The sequence below is a fragment of the Rhodobacter sp. genome (assembly GCA_020637515.1).
Taxonomy (GTDB): Bacteria; Pseudomonadota; Alphaproteobacteria; order Rhodobacterales; family Rhodobacteraceae; genus Pararhodobacter.
Map to the genome: position 1 here is coordinate 916,122 of JACKKG010000001.1, position 20,940 is coordinate 937,061.

The 20,940-nt window shown below is 66.2% G+C and carries 22 protein-coding genes and 1 tRNA gene; 8 read left to right on the top strand and 15 right to left on the bottom strand.

The genetic code is table 11. From position 1 onward, the window contains the following. Window positions 1–104 precede the first annotated feature (104 nt). The 5 genes from H6900_04445 to H6900_04465 all read left to right on the top strand — a co-directional run bounded on the left by H6900_04445 (window position 105) and on the right by H6900_04465 (window position 3,459). Window positions 105–1,385: a flagellin gene (locus H6900_04445; protein MCC0072523.1), complete on the top strand. Its 1,281-nt coding sequence runs from the start codon at window positions 105–107 to the stop codon at window positions 1,383–1,385. Window positions 1,386–1,464: 79 nt separating this feature from the next. Then, a complete protein-coding gene (gene flaF / locus H6900_04450; protein MCC0072524.1) occupies window positions 1,465–1,845 on the top strand; it encodes a flagellar biosynthesis regulator FlaF in 381 nt (126 codons plus the stop codon). Further along, window positions 1,842–2,246, top strand: a complete 405-nt coding sequence (gene flbT / locus H6900_04455; protein ID MCC0072525.1) for a flagellar biosynthesis repressor FlbT — start codon at window positions 1,842–1,844, stop codon at window positions 2,244–2,246. Before flaF ends, flbT begins: the two co-directional genes overlap by 4 nt. After that, window positions 2,243–3,064 carry a DUF1217 domain-containing protein gene (locus tag H6900_04460; protein MCC0072526.1) on the top strand — a complete coding sequence of 274 codons (822 nt, stop codon included), beginning with the start codon at window positions 2,243–2,245 and terminating at the stop codon, window positions 3,062–3,064. The genes flbT and H6900_04460 overlap by 4 nt, the downstream gene beginning before the upstream one ends. A 191-nt stretch (window positions 3,065–3,255) precedes the next feature. Then, entirely contained in the window at window positions 3,256–3,459 is a 204-nt protein-coding gene (locus H6900_04465; protein MCC0072527.1) for a hypothetical protein, read from the top strand. A 424-nt stretch (window positions 3,460–3,883) separates the two neighbouring features. Here the strand turns inward: H6900_04465 and H6900_04470 are convergent, their stop codons facing one another. After that, window positions 3,884–4,756: an N-formylglutamate amidohydrolase gene (locus H6900_04470; protein ID MCC0072528.1), complete on the bottom strand. Its 873-nt coding sequence runs from the start codon at window positions 4,754–4,756 to the stop codon at window positions 3,884–3,886. A 120-nt stretch (window positions 4,757–4,876) separates the two neighbouring features. Between H6900_04470 and H6900_04475 the strand changes: the two genes are divergently transcribed. Continuing rightward, window positions 4,877–4,951: transfer RNA gene (locus tag H6900_04475), tRNA-Val, on the top strand. A 98-nt stretch (window positions 4,952–5,049) separates the two neighbouring features. Beyond that, window positions 5,050–5,175, top strand: a complete 126-nt coding sequence (gene rpmJ / locus H6900_04480) for a 50S ribosomal protein L36 (GenBank protein ID MCC0072529.1) — start codon at window positions 5,050–5,052, stop codon at window positions 5,173–5,175. 81 nt (window positions 5,176–5,256) lie between these two features. Here the strand turns inward: rpmJ and H6900_04485 are convergent, their stop codons facing one another. The 8 genes from H6900_04485 to H6900_04520 all read right to left on the bottom strand — a co-directional run bounded on the left by H6900_04485 (window position 5,257) and on the right by H6900_04520 (window position 15,283). Further along, a complete protein-coding gene (locus H6900_04485) occupies window positions 5,257–6,906 on the bottom strand; it encodes a peptidoglycan-binding protein (GenBank protein ID MCC0072530.1) in 1,650 nt (549 codons plus the stop codon). Window positions 6,907–6,941: 35 nt separating this feature from the next. After that, window positions 6,942–8,162 (bottom strand): phenylacetate--CoA ligase family protein, encoded by a 1,221-nt coding sequence (locus tag H6900_04490; GenBank protein ID MCC0072531.1) that lies wholly within the window; start codon window positions 8,160–8,162, stop codon window positions 6,942–6,944. 56 nt (window positions 8,163–8,218) lie between these two features. After that, entirely contained in the window at window positions 8,219–9,043 is an 825-nt protein-coding gene (locus tag H6900_04495) for an ABC transporter ATP-binding protein (protein ID MCC0072532.1), read from the bottom strand. A gap of 62 nt (window positions 9,044–9,105) precedes the next feature. Next, the gene (locus H6900_04500) at window positions 9,106–10,398 is read right to left on the bottom strand and encodes an ABC transporter substrate-binding protein (protein MCC0072533.1); all 1,293 of its coding nucleotides are present in this window, start codon (window positions 10,396–10,398) and stop codon (window positions 9,106–9,108) included. 52 nt (window positions 10,399–10,450) lie between these two features. Then, window positions 10,451–11,527 carry a branched-chain amino acid ABC transporter permease gene (locus H6900_04505; protein MCC0072534.1) on the bottom strand — a complete coding sequence of 359 codons (1,077 nt, stop codon included), beginning with the start codon at window positions 11,525–11,527 and terminating at the stop codon, window positions 10,451–10,453. A 4-nt stretch (window positions 11,528–11,531) separates the two neighbouring features. Beyond that, window positions 11,532–12,518, bottom strand: a complete 987-nt coding sequence (locus tag H6900_04510) for a branched-chain amino acid ABC transporter permease (protein MCC0072535.1) — start codon at window positions 12,516–12,518, stop codon at window positions 11,532–11,534. Next, on the bottom strand, window positions 12,511–13,329 hold the full coding sequence (locus H6900_04515; GenBank protein MCC0072536.1) for an ABC transporter ATP-binding protein: 819 nt from the start codon (window positions 13,327–13,329) through the stop codon (window positions 12,511–12,513). Before H6900_04515 ends, H6900_04510 begins: the two co-directional genes overlap by 8 nt. A 10-nt stretch (window positions 13,330–13,339) precedes the next feature. After that, the gene (locus tag H6900_04520) at window positions 13,340–15,283 is read right to left on the bottom strand and encodes an AMP-binding protein (GenBank protein MCC0072537.1); all 1,944 of its coding nucleotides are present in this window, start codon (window positions 15,281–15,283) and stop codon (window positions 13,340–13,342) included. Between the two features lie 232 nt (window positions 15,284–15,515). Here H6900_04520 and H6900_04525 point away from each other — a divergent pair, with 232 nt between their 5' ends. Continuing rightward, a complete protein-coding gene (locus H6900_04525) occupies window positions 15,516–16,442 on the top strand; it encodes a cation diffusion facilitator family transporter (protein MCC0072538.1) in 927 nt (308 codons plus the stop codon). A gap of 26 nt (window positions 16,443–16,468) precedes the next feature. Here H6900_04525 and H6900_04530 read toward each other — a convergent pair whose 3' ends face one another. The 6 genes from H6900_04530 to H6900_04555 are packed head-to-tail and all read right to left on the bottom strand — an operon-like array spanning window position 16,469 to window position 20,933. Beyond that, window positions 16,469–16,741: an HPr family phosphocarrier protein gene (locus H6900_04530; protein MCC0072539.1), complete on the bottom strand. Its 273-nt coding sequence runs from the start codon at window positions 16,739–16,741 to the stop codon at window positions 16,469–16,471. Next, complete coding sequence (locus tag H6900_04535) at window positions 16,738–17,139, bottom strand: PTS fructose transporter subunit IIA (protein MCC0072540.1); 402 nt, start codon at window positions 17,137–17,139, stop codon at window positions 16,738–16,740. The genes H6900_04530 and H6900_04535 overlap by 4 nt, the downstream gene beginning before the upstream one ends. Before the next feature lie 4 nt (window positions 17,140–17,143). Next, complete coding sequence (gene rapZ, locus H6900_04540; protein MCC0072541.1) at window positions 17,144–18,043, bottom strand: RNase adapter RapZ; 900 nt, start codon at window positions 18,041–18,043, stop codon at window positions 17,144–17,146. A gap of 3 nt (window positions 18,044–18,046) precedes the next feature. Beyond that, a complete protein-coding gene (locus H6900_04545; protein ID MCC0072542.1) occupies window positions 18,047–18,469 on the bottom strand; it encodes a serine kinase in 423 nt (140 codons plus the stop codon). Window positions 18,470–18,473: 4 nt separating this feature from the next. Further along, on the bottom strand, window positions 18,474–20,174 hold the full coding sequence (locus H6900_04550; protein ID MCC0072543.1) for a sensor histidine kinase: 1,701 nt from the start codon (window positions 20,172–20,174) through the stop codon (window positions 18,474–18,476). A 57-nt stretch (window positions 20,175–20,231) separates the two neighbouring features. Then, window positions 20,232–20,933: a response regulator transcription factor gene (locus tag H6900_04555; protein ID MCC0072544.1), complete on the bottom strand. Its 702-nt coding sequence runs from the start codon at window positions 20,931–20,933 to the stop codon at window positions 20,232–20,234. Window positions 20,934–20,940: the final 7 nt, after the last annotated feature.

Sequence of the window (20,940 nt, forward strand, 5' to 3'; positions counted from 1 at the left end):
CCGTCCGGGAACCCGGATCGCCGCAGGTCCAGAAAGGGCTTGGTCGCCGTTCGCGAGACGGCAAGCAACCGGCGTGAATACGCCATCAAGACAAGGGAATACCAATGTCCTCGATTCTGACCAACAACTCCGCCATGGTCGCGCTGCAGACCCTGCGCACGATCAACACCAACATGTCGAAGACCCAGAACGAGATCTCGACCGGCAAGTCGGTCTCGAACGCCCGCGACAACTCGGCGATCTGGTCCATCTCGAAGACGATGGAATCGGATGTGAAGGGCTTCAAGGGCATCGCCGACAGCCTGGCCCTGGGCTCGTCCACCATCGCTGTGGCGCGCTCGGCGTCGGAACAGATCACCGACCTTCTGACCGAGATCAAGGGCAAGATCGTTGCCGCCCAGGAAGACAACGTCGACCGTGACAAGATCCAGACCGATCTGTCGGCGCTGCGCAGCCAGATCTCGTCGATCACCGGCGCGGCGCAGTTCAACGGCCTCAACCTGTTGTCGAACCGCGAAAGCGGGGCCACGGTGGCCAATATCGTGGCCAACACCGGCACCGGCGCGGGCGTTCTGGGCTCTGGCAGCGTCAACATCCTGTCGTCGCTGGACCGCAGTTCCTCGGGGTCGGTGACGGCTTCGACGATCTCGGCGAGCAAGGCGGACCTGGGGATGCAGGCTTCGACCGCTGGCGTTGGCACCGACATCGCGGCCTCGGCGTTCACCGGCGCGGGCGCGATCACGGCCGGCAACACCGGCACGCTGACCGTCGCCGGCGACACCACAACCACCGCCCGCGCGGGCAACAAGGTGCTGGCGGGCGACACCTACACGATCGGTGGCCTGACCGGGATCTCGAACGCGGTGCGCTATGTGGCGCGCGACGGGGATACCGTCCAGGACATCGCGGCGAACCTGACCAACCGCCTGAACTTCGAGGCCGAATCGGCGGGTGTGAAGATCTCGGCCGCGCTGGGCTCGAACGGGGCGATCACGATCACGAACAACACCGCGGCCAGCATCACCACCACGGCCGGGGCGACCACGGCCGGAACGTCAGGCGGCGGGCTCGAGATCCTGAAGGATATCGATGTCTCGACCGAGAACGGCGCCAAGGCCGCCTTGTCCGCGATCGAGGGGCTGACGCAGACCGCAGTCGGCGCCGCGGCGGACTTCGGCTCGGTCCAGGGGCGAATTGACGTGCAGAGCAAGTATGTCAACAGCCTGATGGATTCGCTCAAGTCGGGGATCGGGTCGCTGGTTGACGCGGATATGGAGGAAACCTCGGCGCGGCTGCAGGCGTTGCAGGTGCAGCAGCAGCTCGGTGTTCAGGCGCTCTCGATCGCCAACCAGGCGCCGCAGAACATCCTCTCGCTGTTCCGCTGAGGACCCTGGGGGGCCGGGTCCTGACGACCCGGCCCCTTGCTCGCCGCCTGACCCCTGACTTCGCACAACGAGGCCCCCGATGAGCGTCGCCACACACGCGCACTCGACCTATGCCATTCACGCCGGAGCCCTGCGGACGCCGCGCGATATCGAATACGATGTCCTGGCCCGGATCACCGGCCGTCTGCGGTCCCATCTGCCGCACCCCAGGGGCCGCGTCGATGCGGCGCTGGCCGAGGTCCTGAACGACAATCGCCGCCTGTGGACCGCGTTTGCCTCGGACCTGGCGCATCCGGACAACAGCTTTGACGCCACCTTGCGGGCGCGTCTGTTCTATCTGGCGGAATTCACCCTGAAACACACCGCCGACGTTCTGAAAGGCGACGCCAGCGCCGATGTTCTGGCCGAGATCAACACCGCGGTGATGCGCGGCCTGCGCGGACAGGGAGCGGGCGCATGACCGGGCTGATCCTGAAACTCGCGCCCCATGAACGGGTGCTGATCAATGGCGCGGTGATCGAGAACGGCGAACGCCGCAGCCGACTGTCGATCGTCACGCCCAATGCGAACATCCTGCGTCTGCGCGATGCCATCCACCCCGAGGAGGTCAGAACGCCTGTGCGGCGCGTGGCCTATATCGCGCAATTGGTGCTGTCGGGCGATGCCGATCCTGACGAGGCCAGCCCGCAATTGTTGCGCGGGATCGAACAGCTGAGCCAGGTGATGACCGATTCCGACAGCCGGGGCCTGCTGGACCGGGCGACGCGCGCCGTTCTGAGCCAGGAATTCTACCCCGCGATGCGGCATCTCAGGGCGCTTTTGCCGCGCGAAGAGCGGCTCTTCGCGGCGATGCGGCAATGAGCTTCCAGCCGATCCTGCCCCTCGACGGTTATGTCGGCTGGCGCTTCTTGCAGCGCACCCTGGACAGCCAGCAGCGCAGCTTTGCAAACGCACCGGCCGCGCAGCGCGACGAGACCTATTATCGCGAGACAATCGCCAAGATTGGCAGCGCCGAGGAACTGGTCAAGGATCGCCGCCTTTTGCGCGTCACGTTGACCGCCTTCGGTTTGCAAGACGACCTGCCGAACCGCGCCTATGTGCAGAAGGTGCTGGAAAGCTCGGTCTATGACGACACCAGCTTTGCCAGTCGGCTGGCCGACAAGCGCTATCTGGCCATGGCCAAGGCGTTCAGCTTTGCCGACCGCACCGTTCCGCGCAATCAGTTGAGCGGGTTCGCCGACACCATCCTTGGGCAATACCGCGACCGGTCGTTCGAGATCGCCGTGGGGGACCAGAACGATTCGATGCGCATGGCGCTGGCCCTCGGGCGCGATCTGGGCGCCCTGGCCGCGCAGGACAGCAGCGAGGCGACGCGCTGGTATACCGTTCTGGGCACGCCCAACCTGCGACAGGTCTTCGAGACGGCCTACAATCTGCCGTCAAGCTTCGGCACGCTGGACATCGACCAACAGGTTCAGATCCTGAAAGATCGCACCGAACGGCTGACCGGGTCGAACACGATCGCGCAATTCACGGATCCCGCTGCCATCGACACGCTGACTCGGCGGTTCTTCCTGATCGGGCAGGTCGCGCAAATTCAGGCCGCCGGCACGGGCAACTCCGCGCTGACCCTGTTGCAAAGCGGGCAGGCATCGTTGAAGGCCATGCTGGGGCGATGACGCAGGCGTCGGGCACGCCGGCCCCTGTGGTGGCTGGCGCTGCGCGCTGGGCCCATGGCGTCGGCAAATCGCGCCGCCCACGATCATTTTCCCGGCATCGGCGGCCGGATTCATGGGTCATTTGCGCAAAATCAACGACCGGGACGCGCGGTCACGTTAAGATCATGGCGTGGGAAAGGAGCACGACAGCCATGACCATGTATCCGATCACGGCCCTGTGCCAGATGTGGCAAACCCAAGTTGAGCAGACCTTGCGGGTCTGGGCTTGGTGGGCACAATTCGTGCCGCAAGAAAGTGCAGCGGAACTGTCCGCCGATGCCGAGGCCGAGGCGCGCGCCTCGGCGCCCTCGGTGCAGACCAAGACGGCGCGCAAACGCGCCGCCGCGGCGGTCTGACCCCGGGGGCAAGGATCGCGCGGGCGGAACCCGTCGAGGGCCCGACCGTCGTGTTCACGGCCGGGCCGGGCTGCGCCTGTCGCGGCGCGGACGGTTGGGGACCGGCAAGCGGAGGCTGACGCAAGGCGGCGGTTGATCCCGCGAGCGGTGCGCGGGGGATCAAACGCCCGGATCACCTGCGCCGGCATCTTGGTTGCCCCCGGTCGTCACCCGCTTGCGACACCCGCTTTCGACGGGCGCTTGCGACAACCGCTTTCGACTGGCGTCGGAACCCGCCGTCCCGTCCGTACGGGCACGCGCGCCATCTTGGTCGCCAGCGTGCCGGTGGTGCCCCGTGTTCGATTCGCGAGCGATCGGGCCGTGCGCGGAAGCGCCGCCAGGGACGCCCGCGCCGATGCCGCGCCCGGATCGTTTCGATTGCCCGCTATTCGGCTGCCATGTCCAGCGCCTTGCCGCCCAGATCCAGCGCCGCCAGATCCCGCACCACGCCGCGCATGACCGCCTGAAAGGCGGGGAAATCCGCGCGCGGCTCGATGCGTGCTTCATCCATGTAGAGGCTGCGGTCGATTTCGATCTGAAGGGCGTGCATCCCCTGCGAGGGCCGGCCATAGCGCTGCACGACATAAGCCCCGGCAAAGGGGGCGTTGCGCGCGACGGTAAACCCCGCGCCGCGCAGGACGGATTCGACCGCCCGCACCACGTCGTCGCGCGCCGAGGCCCCCCAGCGGTCGCCAACGATGATTTCGGGTCGCGCCGCGCCACGCGCGACATGGCCCGAAAGGGCCTCGTGCGGCATCGAATGCATGTCGCACAGCAGCACCTGCCCGAAGCGGCGATGCTGTCGGCCCAGCAGGTCGGACAACGCGGCGTGGTAGGGCGCCCAATAGCACGCGATCCGGTCCCGGGCCTCGTCCAGGGTCAGCTTGCCGTGGTAGATCGAACGCCCGTTTGCCACCACCCGTGCCAGCACCCCCAGCCCCGAGGCGACGCGCGGGTTCAACCCGGCGCGGGGTGCCCCCTCGATCAGGGCGGGGTCCAGCTCGTCGTCGGCGCGGTTGAAATCGACATAGGCGCGCGGCACGTCGCTGTGGATCAACGCGGCGCCAAAGCGCGGGGCATCGGCCAGCAGCAGGTCCACGAACGCATCCTCGGACGAGCGCAGGACACGGGCGGTCACCTGCGCGCGATCCAGCAGATCGGTCGGATAGACCCGCCCAGAATGCGGCGAGGCGAAGACCACGCAAGAGCGCGCTTCGGCGGGTTCGACGATGTGGACCGGGGTCGGCATCTGCGGCATTCCTCTGCCCGAACTATAACGGCGAAAATTGCGCTGCGGAAAGCCCTTGAACATGACCGCGAGTCCTTTTATAGACCCGTCCACAGACGCGGCTTGCCCCTCGTGGTGGGCCGATGTTCCGGGCGCGTAGCTCAGTGGTAGAGCACTACGTTGACATCGTAGGGGTCACAAGTTCGAACCTTGTCGTGCCCACCATCGCCCTTTTTGGGGCAGGTGACCATCGCGCCCCCAGGCGAAAGCTGACGGGGCGTTAAAGTTTCAAGGCGCCTGGCGCCGCGAAGAGGAGAAGGCCGATGAAGGTCAGAAATTCGCTGCGCTCGCTCAAGCAGCGCCACCGCGATTGCCAGGTCGTGCGCCGCAAAGGCCGGATCTATGTGATCAACAAGACCCAGAAGAAGTTCAAGGCCCGCCAGGGCTGATCTCTTCGGGATCCGAATCAAGGGCCGCTCCGGGCAATCCGGCGCGGCCCTTTTCGTTGTCTGCGGGCGCGGCCCGATGCGTCAGCGCAGGATGTCCACCATCCCTTCGGCCATCAGGCGGGCCACGATCGACGGCGTCAGATAACCCGTGACCGGCAGGTCCGCGCTGCGCTGATAGCGGCGGATCGCGCGCCGGGTCTGGCGGTCGAACGTGCCGTCCACCGCGCCCGGTTCCAGCCCCAGCCGGTCCAGGCGCTGCTCGATGATCTGTTTCGAGAATGCGGGAAGATGCATCGCGTCTTCTTCGGCCTGGGCGGCGGCGGTGTCCACCTGGGGCTCACGCGGGCGGCGCAATTCCTCGATCCGGGTGTTGGCCTGGTCGGCAAAGGCGCCCTGCGGGAAGTCCTGCAAATAGGCGCGATAGGCCAGCACGGTATCGGCCTGCTGCGCCTGGTCCCAGGCGGCGCGGTCACGCGCCTGCGCGGCGGCCCGGCGTTGCGATTCGATCTGGTCCAGCCGGTCCTGTGCAATGCTGGCAAAGATCCCGTCGGGATAGCGGTCCAGGTAGGCGCGCATGCCGGCCTCGTCCGCGCCCGACCCCGTGTCACGCCAGAAGGCCCGATCCAGCCGTTCCTGTTCGCGCTGGCGTTCGCGCGCCTCGGATTCCAGTTGCGCGGCGCGCCGGGCGCCCTGCTGCGCCAGTTCGAAAACCTGGTCGCGGTTCAGAAAGCCGGTCTGCTCGAATCGGTTCGCCCCCTGCCAGGCGCCCACGGCGGACCGCGTGCCGCGCCCGAAAATGCCGTCGATGCCGCGCGGATCGTAGCCCAGGATCGTCAGGTCGCGCTGAATCGCGCGGCGCTCGTCGCGGCTGAGACCCAGCGCGGCCTCGATCCGCTCGGGTGTGTTCAACAGGCGCTGGCGGGCCTCTTGCGCCTGTGCGGCATAGGTCCCGTTCGGATAGGTGGCCAGATAGGCGTCATACCCCTCGACGCTGTCGGCATCGACCGCGCTACCCCAGGCCTGACGTTCGGCATCGACCGCGGGTTGCCAGTCAGCGGGTAGAAAGGACAGGTAGGGCGGGTTGAACCCGTCGATCTCCAGGTCCGAGCGCCGGCTGGCGGCGGCGCCCAGATTGGTCCCGGGCGCGGCCATGTCGCGCAGAAAGGCCGCCACGCCAGCGCCGGTGCCATGCACCAGCGTCACGCCCTGCGGCACGTCGATGGTGCCGGGCAGTCCGGGCTGGAACCCGTTGCCGGGCGTCACCGGAAAGCCGTAGTCCGCAATCGCCACCACCGCGCCGCCCTGGATCTGGCCGGCCAGCGCCAGCAGCGTCTCCAGCCGCACGCCATAGCTTTCGATGGTGGCGAAATCCGGTGCACGGGCCTCGGTCCCCATCAGCCAGATGCCGTGGGCGGCGTTGATCGCATAGCCCGAAAACACGATGATGACGCGCTGTGCGTCACCGGCGCGCAAGGTCGCGCCCAACTGCGACAGCGCCGCGCGCAGCGCGTCGGTGCCCAGATCGGTCGCCACGTCCACGTCGAACCCCGAGGCCCGGAATGTCCCCTCGGCCTGCACGACCCCGCGCGCGCCGCGGGCGTCGCGCAGCGATGCGTAATCCTCGTTTGCGACGATCAGCACAGCGCCCGTCGATGCATCGGCACCCCGGGCGGCAAACGATCCGGCGGCGGCGATCAGGACCGCGAAAGCGGTGGTGAAACGGGTCGTCATGGCTGGCCTCCGTAGCAAAGTGCGGAGGGGAAAGGTTACTCGTAGGCGCGCAGATCCTCGATCACCTTGCCGTCATTGGGCAGGGTGCCCGGTGGCACCAGCTCCACGGTCCCCCGCATTTTCAGCGTATCCAGCACGCTGCCTTCATACAATGCCGGATTGGTGGCGCGGGTTTCGATGCGGACGGTCATCACGTCCATCTCGCCCTGACGCGAGGCGACGACCCGGGCGCGGCAGACCTCTTCGTGGCGGCTGACAAAGGCGGCGACCTGCTCGGGGCGCACGAACATGCCCTTGATCTTGGTCGTCTGGTCGGCGCGGCCCATCCAGCCCTTGATGCGCAGGTTGGTGCGACCGCAGGGGCTTTCACCGGGCAGGATGGCGCTGAGATCGCCAGTCGCGAAACGCACCAGCGGATAGTCGCGGTTGAGCGTGGTCACGACGACCTCGCCCACCTCGCCGTGGGGGACCGGATCGCCCGTGCCAGGGCGGACGATCTCGACCACGACACCCTCGTCCAGGATCATGCCCTCCATCGCCGCGCTCTCATAGGCGATGTTGCCCAGGTCGGCGGTCGCATAGCATTGCCGGCAGGCGATACCCCGATCGGCATAGTATTGGCGCAGGCTGGGAAACAGCGCGCCGCCGCCGACCGCGGCCTTGGTGATCGCCAGCGCAACGCCCAGGTCGTCGGCCTTGTCCAGGATGATCTTCAGGAAATCCGGCGTGCCGGCGTAGGCGGTCGTGCCGATGTCGCGGGCCGCGCGCACCTGCAATTCGGTCTGCCCGGTTCCGGCGGGCAGCACCGCTGCGCCCACCGCCCGCGCACCGTTTTCGAACATCATGCCGGCGGGCGTCAGGTGATAGCCAAAGCAGTTGTGGACGATGTCGCCCTTGCCGATGCCCGTCGCGTGCAGGAACCGGCCCAGCCGATACCAGTCATGCGCCATGCGGCCGGGTTCGTAGATCGGCCCGGGGGACTGAAAGACATGGTCGAATTCATGCGCTTGCAACGCGGCAAACCCGCCAAATGGCGCGGAATCGGCCTGCGCCGCCACCAGTTCGGACTTGCGCAGAACCGGCAGGCTGGCCAGCGCGGCGGCGTCGGTGATCGCATGCGCATCGACGCCCGCCAGGACGCGCCCCAGCCCCGCAGTCGCCTGCGCGCGTTCGATCAGCGCGGGCAGGTCGCGCGCCAGATCGGCGGCGCGCTGATCGGCCGAGCGTGTTTCCAACGGGTCGAAATACTGGCTCATCATGTTCGCGGGCAGTCCCGCCTCCTGTAAACGCAAGGACACAGATCTCGGTCGGTTCATGCCAGCCAACGCTTGCGGCGTCGATAGCTGCGCACATCACGAAAGCTCTTTCTGCCCTTGTCCGACATGCCCAGATAGAATTCGGCGACGTCGGGGTTCTCGCGCAGCGCCTTGGCGGTGCCGTCCATCACGACGCGGCCGTTTTCCAGGATATAGCCGGTGTGGGCATAGCGCAGCGCGACGTTGGTGTTCTGTTCGGCCAGCAGGAAGGTCACGCCCTGCTCTTCGTTCAGGCGTTTGACGATCTCGAAGATCTGTTCCACCAGCTGCGGCGCCAGGCCCATCGACGGTTCGTCCAGCAGGATCGTCTCGGGCCGGGCCATCATCGCGCGGCCGATCGCGACCATCTGCTGTTCCCCGCCCGAGGTGTAACCCGCCTGCGATTTGCGCCGGGTCTTGAGACGGGGGAAATATTCATAGACCATCTCCAGATCGGCCGAGACCGCGCCGCGCCCATCGCCGCGCGTGTAGCTGCCGGTCAACAGGTTTTCCTCGACCGTGAGATGTTCGAAACAATGCCGGCCTTCCATCACCTGGATGATGCCGGTCTTGACCAGATCGGCGGGGTTCTTGCCCGCCAGGTTCTCGCCGCGATAGTGGACCGAACCCTTGGTCACGTCGCCGCGTTCGGATTTCAACAGGCCCGAGATCGATTTCAGCGTGGTCGATTTCCCCGCGCCGTTGCCGCCCAGCAACGCGGTGATGCCGCCCTTTGGCACGGTCAGGCTGACCCCTTTGAGCACCAGAATGACGTGATTGTAGATCACCTCGATGTTGTTGACTTCAAGCAGCGTCTCAGACTGGGCGTCGGTGTCGAACATGGCACGGGTCCGTCAGAAGAGGGGGGAGGAGGGGCGCCGCAGCGCCCCTCCGGAAGGTCACGTCAGTTGCAGGCAGCCGGCGTGATGTTGTTTTCCTGAGCATAGGCAGCGGCGTCCTCGGTCGCGAGTTGGCCGATCAGCTCACGATCCGACTGGATCCAGTCGGTGATGAGGTGCCAGCGCCCTTCCGAGGCGTTCCACTGTTGCAGCATCGCCTGGCCGGGGCCGCCGTGGTTGGCGCAAGTCACCTGGAACGGCGCCGAGAAGCTGGGCAGGCCCAGTTCGGCAAGACGTTCGTTGGTGATGTTCAGATGCTCCATCCCGTCGCGCATTTCCTCGGGCGTGATCTGCGCGTGACCGGTCATCTCTTGCGCGGTGCGCGCGGCCTCGACCGCCAGCATCGCCGCATAGAGACCGCGCGAATAGACCGCCGAGCCGATCTGATCGCCGGCGCCGGCCGCCAGGCCGCGATCGACGACATACTGCTGGATGTCCTGATACAGCGGGTATTCGGTGCCGATCCCGTGGAAGGTCAGCGCGGTATACCCGTCGGCGCCAGCGCCCACCGGAACCACGTCGTTTTCCGAGCCCGACCACCAGATGCCGATGAAGTGGTCCATCGGGAAGCGGATGTTCGCGGCTTCCTGGATCGCCACGGCGCTCATCACGCCCCAGCCCCACATCAGCACGTAATCCGGGCGCTCACGGCGGATTTGCAGCCACTGCGAGCCCTGCTCTTGCCCGGGGTGATCGACGGCGATCTGCACCAGTTCAAAGCCCAGCCGCTCGGACAGGATTTCCAGCGTGCGGATCGGTTCGCGCCCATAGGCCGAGTTGTGATAGAGCAGCACGATCTTCTTGCCCTGCAACGAGCCGTCGTTCTGGCTGAGCAGGTAGTTGATCGCGACCGACGCGCCGTCCCAGTAGTTGGCCGGGAAGTTGAACACGTAGGGGAAGGTCGCGCCCTCCATCGCCGAGGTGCGGCCATAGCCGGTGGTCAGCATCGGGATGTGATCTTCGGTCACGCGCGGGATCAGCTGATAGGTGATCCCGGTGGACAGCGGCTGGATCACCAGCGGGCTGTCGCCGCGCACCGATTCATAGCATTCCACGCCACGCTCGGTGTTGTAGGCGGTTTCGCACTCGGTGATGCGGATCGGCAGGCCGCCGATACCGCCATCGCGCTCGTTGATGAGCGTCAGATAGTCGTGATAGCCGTCGGCAAAGGGGATGCCGCCGGGGGCGTAGGGCCCGGTCCGATAGCTGAGCATCGGAAAGTGCAGGGTCTGTGCGACGGCGGGTGCCGCCAGCACGGTCGTCGCCGCAAGCAGCGCGGCCAGCGTGGTCATCTTCATTGGTTTCTCCTCCCAGTCGATGACGGATGTTATTCTCCGGCCCGGCCCGCAATCAGTGCGGGAAAGGCCAAAGTCGCAGTTTTTCCTTGATCGTGCGCCACAGCGCGGCCATGCCGTGCGGCTCGGCGATCAGCACCACGACGATCAGCGCGCCGATGATCATGACCTCGAGGTGGCGTGCCAGGTCGGTGGGCCATCCCAGGCCGTCCACCAGCACCAGCTTCAGCAGCACTGGCAGGATCACCAGAAAGGCCGCCCCCAGGAAGGACCCCAGGATCGACCCAAGGCCGCCGATGATGACCATGAACAGCACCAGGAACGACTTGTTGATGCCGAACGCCTCGCCGGCCTCGGCCGCACCCAGGTAGACGCCGAACATCAGCGCCCCGGCCACACCGACAAAGAACGACGACACGGCAAAGGCGCTGAGCTTGGCGATCAGGGGGTTCACGCCGATGATCTCGGCGGCGATGTCCATGTCGCGGATCGACATCCACTTGCGCCCCACGGTCCCGCGCGTCAGGTTCCGCGCCATCCAGGCCATGGCGACGGCAAAGATCAGGCAGGTCATGTAGACCGCGGTCGAACTGGCCGCTGCGCCGGTGACGGTGATGCCGAACATGGTGCGTTCCGGCATCGAAATCTGCCCGGTGGGCGAATAATTGTAGAACCAGCTCACGCGCGTGAACAACCAGATCAGGAAGAACTGCGCGGCCAGTGTCGCCACCGCCAGGTAGAACCCCTTGATCTTCAGGGACGGCAGGCCGAACAGCACGCCCACGCCGGCCGTCACCACGCCCGACAGCAGGAACACGATGTAGATGTTCAGCCCCGGAAAGCTGGTGGTCAGCTTGAAGGTGGCATAGGCGCCGACGGCCATGAACGCCGCCGTTCCCAGGCTGAGCTGCCCGCAATAGCCGATCAGGATGTTCAGACCCAGCGCCGCGATCACATAGATCAGGAACGGCACCACGACCGCGTTGGCCCAATAGTCGCCCAGGATGAAGGGCATGACCAGGAACGCGAACCCCAGCGCGACCCAATAGGCGGCGCGATCGAATCGGATCGGAAAGGTCTGGTTGTCGCTGGCGTAGGACGTCTTGAAATCGCCCGCTTCACGGTAAAGCATGGTCTCAGACCCTCTCGATGATCTTTTCGCCGAACAGGCCCTGCGGACGGAACAGCAGGAACAGCAGCGCCAGCATGTAGGCGAACCAGTTTTCGGTCGCGCCGCCGATGATCGGTTGCATGAAGAAATCGAACAGCTTTTCGCCGACGCCGATCAGCAGCCCGCCGACGATCGCCCCCGGGATCGAGGTGAACCCCCCCAGGATCAGCACCGGCAGCGCCTTCAGCGCGATCAGCGACAGCGAGAACTGAACCCCTGACTTCGACCCCCACATCACCCCCGCGACCAGCGCGACGATGCCGGCGATGGACCAGGTCAGCACCCAGATAAACCGCAACGAGATCCCCACCGACAGCGCCGCCTGGTGGTCGTCGGCCACGGCGCGCAGCGCGCGGCCCTGCTTGGTGTATTGCGAGAAGAGGACCAGCGCGGTCACCAGAACGCCCGCGATGACCAGCGCCCACAGGTTCAGCGTGTCCAGATAGAACCCGTAGCCCAGCAGGTTGTAGGTCACCTCGTCCACCCAGGCGGACATGCCCTGCGGGATGCCGACGTCCAGGCGCTTGACCTCGGCGCCCCACATGATGTCGCCCAGACCTTCGAGGAAATAGGACAGGCCGATGGTGGCCATGAACAGGATGATCGGCTCCTGGTTGACCAGATGCTTCAGCACCAGCCGTTCGATCAGCCAGGCCAGCGCGACCATCACCGCGACGGTCAGCACGATCGCCAGCAGGCTGGGCAGCGTCCAGCCGAATTCGTGGATCGAGGTCCCCAAAAGCGCGTTGAAGAGCGGCGCAAAGGGCACCTGGCCCTGCTGGAACCCCACCAGCGTCAGCGCCGCGAACAGCGCCATGACGCCCTGCGCAAAGTTGAAGATGCCCGAGGCCTTGAAGATCAGCACAAAACCCAGCGCGACCAGCGAATACATGATGCCGACGGTCAACCCGTTCAGGGCCGCTTCCAGCGCGAAAAGGACCGTATCACTCATGGGCCACCCCCAGATAGGCGTCGATGACGTCCTGATTGTTGCGCACCTCGTCAGGGGTGCCGTCACCGATCTTCTTGCCGTAATCCATCACCACCACACGGTCCGACAGGTCCATGACCACGCCCATGTCGTGTTCGATCAGCACGATGGTGGTGCCGAATTCGTCGTTTACGTCCAGGATGAAGCGGGACATGTCCTCTTTCTCCTCGACGTTCATGCCGGCCATCGGCTCGTCGAGAAGCAGGATCTGCGGTTCCGCGGCCAAGGCGCGCGCCAGTTCCACGCGCTTTTTCAGCCCGTAGGGCAGGCGCGCGACAGGCGTCTTGCGGATGTGCTGGATTTCCAGGAAGTCGATGACCTTTTCGACCTTTTCGCGGTGTTCGTCTTCCTCGCGCGCGGCCTTGCCCCACCACATTGCCTGGGCCAGGAAGCCCGACTTCATGATGTTCATCCGCCCGGTCATGATGTTGTCCAGAACCGTCATCCCTTCGAACAGGGCGATGTTCTGGAACGTCCGGGCGATGCCCATGCGGGCCACCTGGTAGGGGCGCATCCGCGGGCGCTTGTAGCCCTTGTAGATCACGTCGCCTTCCTGCGGGTTGTAGAACCCCGAGATGACGTTCAGCATCGACGACTTGCCCGCGCCGTTGGGGCCGATGATCGCGCGGATCTCGCCGGTGCGGATGTCGAAACTGATGTTCTTGATCGCCTCGACCCCGCCAAAGCGCAGGGTGATGTTCTTCAACTCCATCACCACGCCGCCGATCTGGCGACCGTCCGCGGTGACATAGCCTTCTTGCGTATCCAGCATTCCCTGCCCCTTATTCCGCGGCAACCTGCGCCGCGCCGGTGTCGAAGACCCGGGCATCGCGCAGTTCCAGCGTGGCTTTCAGCACGCCCTTGCGGCCGTCCTCGTAGCTGACCTCGGTTTCGGTATAGACCGAGGCCGCGCCGTCATAGAGCCCGGCGATCAGGTCCGCGTATTTCTGCTCGACGATGTTGCGCCGGACCTTGCGGGTGCGGGTCATCTCGCCGTCGTCGGCATCGAGTTCCTTGTGCAGCACCAGGAAACGGTGGATCTGGCAGCCCGACAGCATCGGGTCCTGCGCGACCGAGGCGTTCACCGTCTCGACATGCTCCTGGATCGAACCGAGGACGCGCGGGTGCCCGGCCAGTTCCTGATAGCTGGAATAGGCGATGTTGTTGCGTTCCGCCCAGTTGCCCACGGCGGCCAGGTCGATGTTGATGAAGGCGACGCAGTGGTCGCGGTCGTTGCCGAACAGCACGGCCTCCAGGATGTCGGGATAGAACTTCAGCTTGTTCTCGACATATTTGGGCGCGAACATCCGGCCGTCGGCCAGCTTGCCCACGTCCTTGGCGCGGTCGATGATCCTGAGATGCCCGGTGCCATCCTCGAAGAAGCCGGCGTCCCCCGTCGCGACCCAGCCATCGGCGTCCTTGGTCGAGGCGGTGCTTTCGGGGTTCTTGTAATATTCCACGAACACCCCGGGCGAGCGGTAGAACACCTCGCCGTTTTCGGCGATGCGCACCTCGACCCCGGGGCTGGGCACGCCCACGGTGTCCGAACGGACCTCGCCATCGGGCTGCTGGGTGATGAACACCGACGCCTCGGTCTGGCCGTAGAGCTGCTTCAGGTTGATGCCCAGCGAGCGGTAGAAATCGAAGATCTCGGGACCGATCGCCTCGCCGGCGGTATAGGCAACGCGGATGTTCGACAGGCCCAGCGTGTTTTTCAGCGGGCCATAGACCAGCGCCTCGCCCATGCGGTATTTCAGCCGGTCCGCGGCGCTGACGGGCTTGCCGTCCAGGATCGCGCCGCCGACCTTTCGCGCGTGGGCCATGTAGCGGTCAAAGAGGCGCTTCTTGGTGGCGCCCGCGTCCTCCATGCGGATCATGACGGTGGTCAGCATCGTCTCGAATACGCGCGGCGGGGCAAAGAAATAGCTGGGGCCGATCTCGCGCAGGTCATGCATCATGGTTTCGGCGTTCTCGGGGCAGTTCACGCAGAACCCGGTCCAATACGCCTGGCCGACCGAAAAGATGAAATCGCCCACCCAGGCCATCGGCAGATAGGCGAGGACTTCCTCGTTCAGGCCCAGGTGGTCGAACTCGGCCGAGGCTTTCGCCGTCTCGATGATGTTGCGGTTCGACAGCACCACGCCCTTGGGCTTTCCGGTGGTGCCCGAGGTGTAGAGCATCACGCAGGTGCTGTCATAGGTCAGTTCGGCCCGGCGCGCGGCCAGTTCCGCCTCGAACCGGCTGTGGCCGGCGCGGCCCTCGGCCTGCACGTCGGACAGCCAGTTCATGCGGCCGTGGTCGTATTTGCGCATTCCGCGCTTGTCGAGATAAAGGATCTGTTCGATGCTTTGCGCGCTGCCCTGGACCTCGATGACCTTGTCCACCTGCTCCTGATCGCCGCAAATGGCAAAGCGCGCGCCGCAATGCTCCAGCACATAGGCCATCTCGTCGGCCACCGCGTCCTGATAGAGAGCGACCGGAACCGCCCCCACCGATTGCGCGGCGACCATCGCCCAATACAACGCCGGGCGGTTGCGACCGATGATCGCGACATAGTCGCCCCGGTTCATGCCCAGGGCCAGAAAGCCCAGGGCCATGGCGTCGATCTCGGCCGCGGTTTCCTTCCAGGTCCAGGCCTGCCAGATGCCGAATTCCTTTTCGCGGTAGGCGGTCGAATTGGCGAACTGCACCGCGTTGCGTGCCAGCAGGGCCGGCACGGATTGCAGCGCCGCTTGTTTGGCGGTCGTGGTCACGAACAGTCTCCTCCCCAGTCGAATGCTGACGGGCCGTCCTCAACGACTGCCGCATCCGTTGCATGAATTGGTGGCGGCCGAGTATTGCCGGAGTTTTGCCCAATCCTAACGAATTGTTTCAGCCGATCCACAGGCCCTGGCACCCTCGCGGGGGCGCGTCCCGGCACTCTGGACCCCGCCACGCGACGAGGGCATGGTGGCCGGTATGAAAACCGTCGCCGCCATCCCCGATTCCCGCCACAGCCGGCGGCTGAACCTGTCCGCCGGGGTGGCCTCGGTCGCGGTGGCGGTAACGCTGGTCGTGTTGAAACTGTGGGCGCTGGTCATGACGGGCGCGCTGTCGGTCGCGGCCTCGCTGGCGGACAACGCGCTTGATGTCATGGTTTCGGTCGCGGCGCTGGCGGCGATCGGCTACGCCACCCGCCCGGCTGACGAGGACCACACCTTTGGCCATACCTCGGCCGAGGATCTGGCCGCGCTGTTGCAATCGGCCCTGGTGTTGATCTCGGCCGGGATGATCGGCGTGCTGGCGGCCCTGCGCCTGTTCGCCGCCGAACCCGCACCCGTCCAGGCCGAGGGCTGGGGCATTGCCGTGATGGCGGTTTCGGTCGTGCTGACCGGCGCGCTGGTGCTATGGCAACGCCATGTCGCCAAGGCCACCGGCAACCGCGTCGTGGCCGCCGATTCCCTGCACTACCTGGGCGATCTGCTGCCGACGCTGGGGGTGCTGGTGGCGCTTGGGGCGTCCTCGCTGTGGGGGCTGGCGCGGGTGGATTCGGTCATCGCCTTGCTGGCCGCGCTGTGGCTGGCGCGCAGCGGTGCCAGTATCGGGCGCGGGGCCTGGGATGCGCTGATGGATCACGCCGCCCCGCCCGAGGTGCTGGACCAGGTTCACGCCATCGCCAACGACTGGCCGGGGCTGAAGGGCCACCACGACCTGCGCACGCGCATGGCGGGCAGCCGCACCTTCATCGGCCTGCACGTCGAACTGGACGGCGAGATGTCCCTGAACGAGGCGCACCGCATCGCCGACGGGCTGGAACACAAGCTGGAAAGCATGATCCCCGATTCGGATGTCATCATCCACCTGGACCCGGTCGGTCCGGGGTCCGGCCGGGTCGCGCGGGGTTGAGGTCAGGCCTCAGGCCCGGGCCGGTCTCAGAAGGGTTCGCCGAACCGGTTCGCGACCAGCTTGGCCAGGGCCGCCAGCAGCGCGTCGGCCTGGGCGCCGTCGGTCCGCACGCGGATCTCGGTCCCGCGCGAGGCTGCCAGCATCAGCAGCCCCATGATCGAATCGCCCGAGACGCGCATCCCGTCCTTTTCGACCTCGGCCCTGGCGTCGTGGGCCTCGACCACCTCGACGAATTTTGCCGAGGCTCGCGCGTGCAGCCCCTTTTCATTGACGATCTTCAGGACCTTCTCGGCACTCACACTCCGCTCCCCCCGCTGTTTTCGTAGGAATTGATATACTTGCGCCCTGCCTCCAGCGCGGCGGCGGCGGCATCCGGCACCGACAGGCGGCGCGACTTTGCCAGCTTGATCAGCATCGGCAGGTTCGCCCCATAGAGAATCCGGCGGTCATCGGCGCAGCACGCCGGCAGCGACAGGTTCGATGGCGAGCCGCCCCACATGTCGGTGACCACCACCACCCCGTCGCCGCGGTCCACGGAATCGGCCGCGGCGCAGATTTCGGCCTGCTTCGCGGCCCGGTTGTGGTCATATTCGATCGAGATTGCCCGGATGCCGGATTGCTTGCCCACGACATGTTCGACCGCGGCGAGATACTCGCGCGCCAATCCGCCATGTGCGACGATCACGATTCCGATCACGCCTTCATCCTTGCCCACTCGGCGCGCGCCCAAAGCCGCGTCGTTCCAGCTCCCGGTGTCTCTTTGCCACCCGCCAGCCCTGGTCCGCAAGCGTCCTGGCCATTTTTTCTGCAAGTGCAACCGAACGGTGTTTGCCGCCCGTGCAGCCAAAGGCAATGGTCAGGCTGGTCTTGCCCTCGTCGACAAAGGCGTCCAGCAACGAGGCGATCAATTCATGCACCCGGCGGAAGAAGTCGTCGAAGCGGGGGTCGCTTTCGACATGGGCGGCAACCGCGGGGTCGCGCCCATCCAGGGCGCGCAAGTCCTCGACCCAATGCGGATTGGCCAGAAAGCGGCAGTCGAACACCATGTCCACGCCACGCGGCAGCCCGCGCTTGTAGGAAAACGATTGCACCGACAACGTCATCGGCCGGCCCGAGCGCGGCGCGAACCAGCGCGCGATCTCGGCCCGCAGGTTGTGCGGCGTCAGGCTGCCGGTCTCGATCAGGACATCGGCGCGGTCGCGCACCGGCGTCAGCAGCTCCAGCTCGTGCGCGACCCCGGTCACCGGCGAATCCTCGGGGCTGAGGGGATGGCGGCGGCGGGTTTCGGAAAAGCGCCGCACCAACGTGTCGGCGTCGCAATCCAGATACAGCAGATCCGCCGCCACCCCTGGCAGCCGGTGCAGACGGTCCACCAGTTCGATCAGCGCCTCGGACGAGAAATCGCGGTTGCGCACGTCCAGCCCCAGCGCCAGCGGCCGGGGCAGGGGTGGGCCGTCCAGCAACCGCGGGATCAGCGACAGCGGCAGGTTGTCGATCGCCTCGAATCCCAGATCCTCGAGCGCATTGATCGCGGTCGAGCGCCCGGCACCCGAGGGCCCGGTCACCATCACCACCCGCACTGTTTCGGCACCATCCTGCATCGCCTAGACCCTTGCCCCGCGGCCCAGAAGATAGTGCGCAAGCGCGCGCGCAAAACCCTCGTCGGGGCGTCCGGGCAGACACGCCAGCGTGATCCCGGCCAGGCTGCGGGTGCGCGGTTCGGGCAGACGCTCGGCGCTCTCGGCCAGATCGACCGCCAGCACGATGCGCGCCAGTCGCCGGTGCGTCAGCCGCAGCAGGCCCAGGCCGCGGGCCTCGATCAGGCCGGCGATGGTGCGGGGCGGGCGGGCGAACAGCGCGCCGCCGTCACCCATCAGTTGCACGCGGTCGTCAGCGACCAGCTCGGCGCCCAGGCCGATCAGCGCCAGCGCCAGTTGCGATTTCCCCGCGCCCGACGGCCCCAGGATCAGCACGCCCCGCTCGGGGCCAAAGGCCACGGCCGAGGCGTGGAGGGGCCCCAGGTGCATCGCCCTAGAGCGGCAGGCCGACGACGAACCGCGCGCCCAGCGGTGGCGAGTTGCGGTCGGCGTTGGTGGGGCGGATGTTCTCGGCCCAGATGACCCCGCCGTGGGCCTCGACGATCTGCTTCGAGATCGCCAGCCCCAGGCCGGAATGGTTGCCGAAATCCTGCGGCCGTTCGGAATAGAAGCGTTTGAACACCTTGGTCAGCGCCGCGTCGGGGATGCCGGGGCCGGTATCCTCGACCACCACCAGCACCCGGTTGTCGCGCTTTCGCGCCCAGATGCGGACCGCGTCGCCCTCGCCGCAAAAGCTGATGGCATTGGTGATGAGGTTGACAAAGACCTGCGCCAACCGCGCCTCGAGCCCCTGGATCAGGATCGGATCGCGGGGCAGTTCGGTGATGAATTCGACACCCTTGGCCTCGGCTTCCTGCGCCAGGTGCTGGCTGAGATTGTCCAGCGTCTTGCACAGGTTGAAGGTCTCTTCCTCTTCCTTCACCAACTCGCTGTCCAGCCGCGAGGCATTCGAGGTGTCGGAAATCAGACGGTCCAGGCGGCGCACGTCGTGTTCGATCACGTCGAGCAGCCGGGTGACCTGGTCTTCGCGTTTCGCGACGCGCAGCGTCCCCACGGCCGAACGCAGGCTGGCCAACGGGTTCTTGATCTCGTGCGCCACGTCGGCCGCGAACTGTTCGTTGGCGTCGATCCGGTCGTAAAGCGCGCTGACCATCCCGCGCATGGCCGAGGACAGGCGGCCGATCTCGTCGGGTCGGCCGGTCAGGTCGGGGATCCGCACCCGCCCGGGGGACATGCGCCGCGCGTTGCGGTCGCGGCCCATCTCGGCGGCGGTGGCCAGGTCGGCCAGCGGGTTCGCGATGGTCGAGGCCAGCACCAGGCTCAGCCCGACCGACACCAGCAGCGCGACGATGAACATCTGAAGCACCTGCTCGCGCTCGGTCCGCAGCATCCGTTCGATATGCGACGGGATCTCTTGCATGATGACGGCGCCGACCGGGGTGCCGTCCACCAGGACCGGCGCCGCAGCCAGCATGCGGAACCCTTCGTCGAGCCGCAGCACCCGACTGGCGGAATGCCCGTTCATCGCCTGGGCGTGCAGGTCCGCCAGCAGGGCGGCGGGGTCGGGCTGGGGCGAACGGTCCCCCGGCACGATGGCGCTGAGGGCGGACCAGATCGTGTCCAGCACGTTCGAGATCAGGGTCGGCTGGGTATCGACCTGCAAGGATTCGACCGGGGTCGAGCTGCGCCGTCCCGACCCGCGCCGCGCCAGTTCGATGCCGCCGGTGGCGTCCATCACCAAGACTTCGGTCTCGCTGTCGAGCGCGAGCGCGCCCAGCGCCGTGCGTCGGGCCAGCGCGGCCTCGGTCGTGTCATAGGCCGGGTGCGCGGGCAGGATCGCGGGCAAGGCCCCCAGCATGTCGGCCAGGCCCTCGGCCTGGGTGACAAGAGCGCGTTCATGCTGGCTGGCGAGTGTGTCGCGGAACGGGTTGGTGAACAGCACCCCCGCGACCAGCAGCACCAGCGCCAGCATGTTGAACAGGATGATCTTGCGTGCCAGGGGCGAGTGGAAGATGGAAAACAAGCCGCGCCGCGCGCGGTGAATCCGCACCTCGGTATCGACCGCGCTTTGCGGGCGCACCCAGTCGTCGCCAAGGACGACATCACTGCCGGGCGCCCCGGTCTGCGTGTTCACCTATGCCCCCACAGAGCTGTTACCGCCACCAACGGCCTGATCGGGATATCCGCCGTCTCAGGCCTCGTTATACTTGTATCCGATCCCGTAGAGCGTTTCGATCGACGAGAAATCCTCGTCCACCGAGCGCATCTTCTTGCGCAGGCGCTTGATGTGGCTGTCGATGGTGCGATCGTCCACATAGACCTGATCGTCATAGGCCACGTCCATCAGCTGATCGCGGCTTTTCACGAAGCCGGGGCGCTGGGCCAGCGCCTGCAACAGCAGGAATTCGGTCACCGTCAAGGTGACTTCCTGGCCCTTCCAGGTCACGGCGTGGCGCAGCGGGTCCATCGTCAGCGAGCCGCGCACCATGACCTTGGTGTCCTCGGTCGTGCCGACCTCGTTGGTTTCGACCGCCTGCTGGCGCCTTAGAAGCGAACGGATGCGTTCGATCAGCAGGCGCTGCGAGAAGGGTTTCTTGACGTAATCGTCCGCCCCCATCCGCAGGCCCAGAACCTCGTCGATCTCGTCATCCTTGGAGGTCAGGAAGATCACCGGCATCTGCGTCTTCTGGCGCAGACGCTGAAGCAGTTCCATGCCGTCCATGCGCGGCATCTTGATGTCCAAGACTGCCATGTCCGGCAACTTGCGATTGAAAGCGTCGAGGGCCGACTGGCCGTCGTTGTAGGTTTCGACCTCGAAACCCTCGGCCTCAAGCGAGATCGAGACCGACGTCAGGATGTTCCTGTCGTCATCGACAAGTGCGATCTTTGACATATGCCTG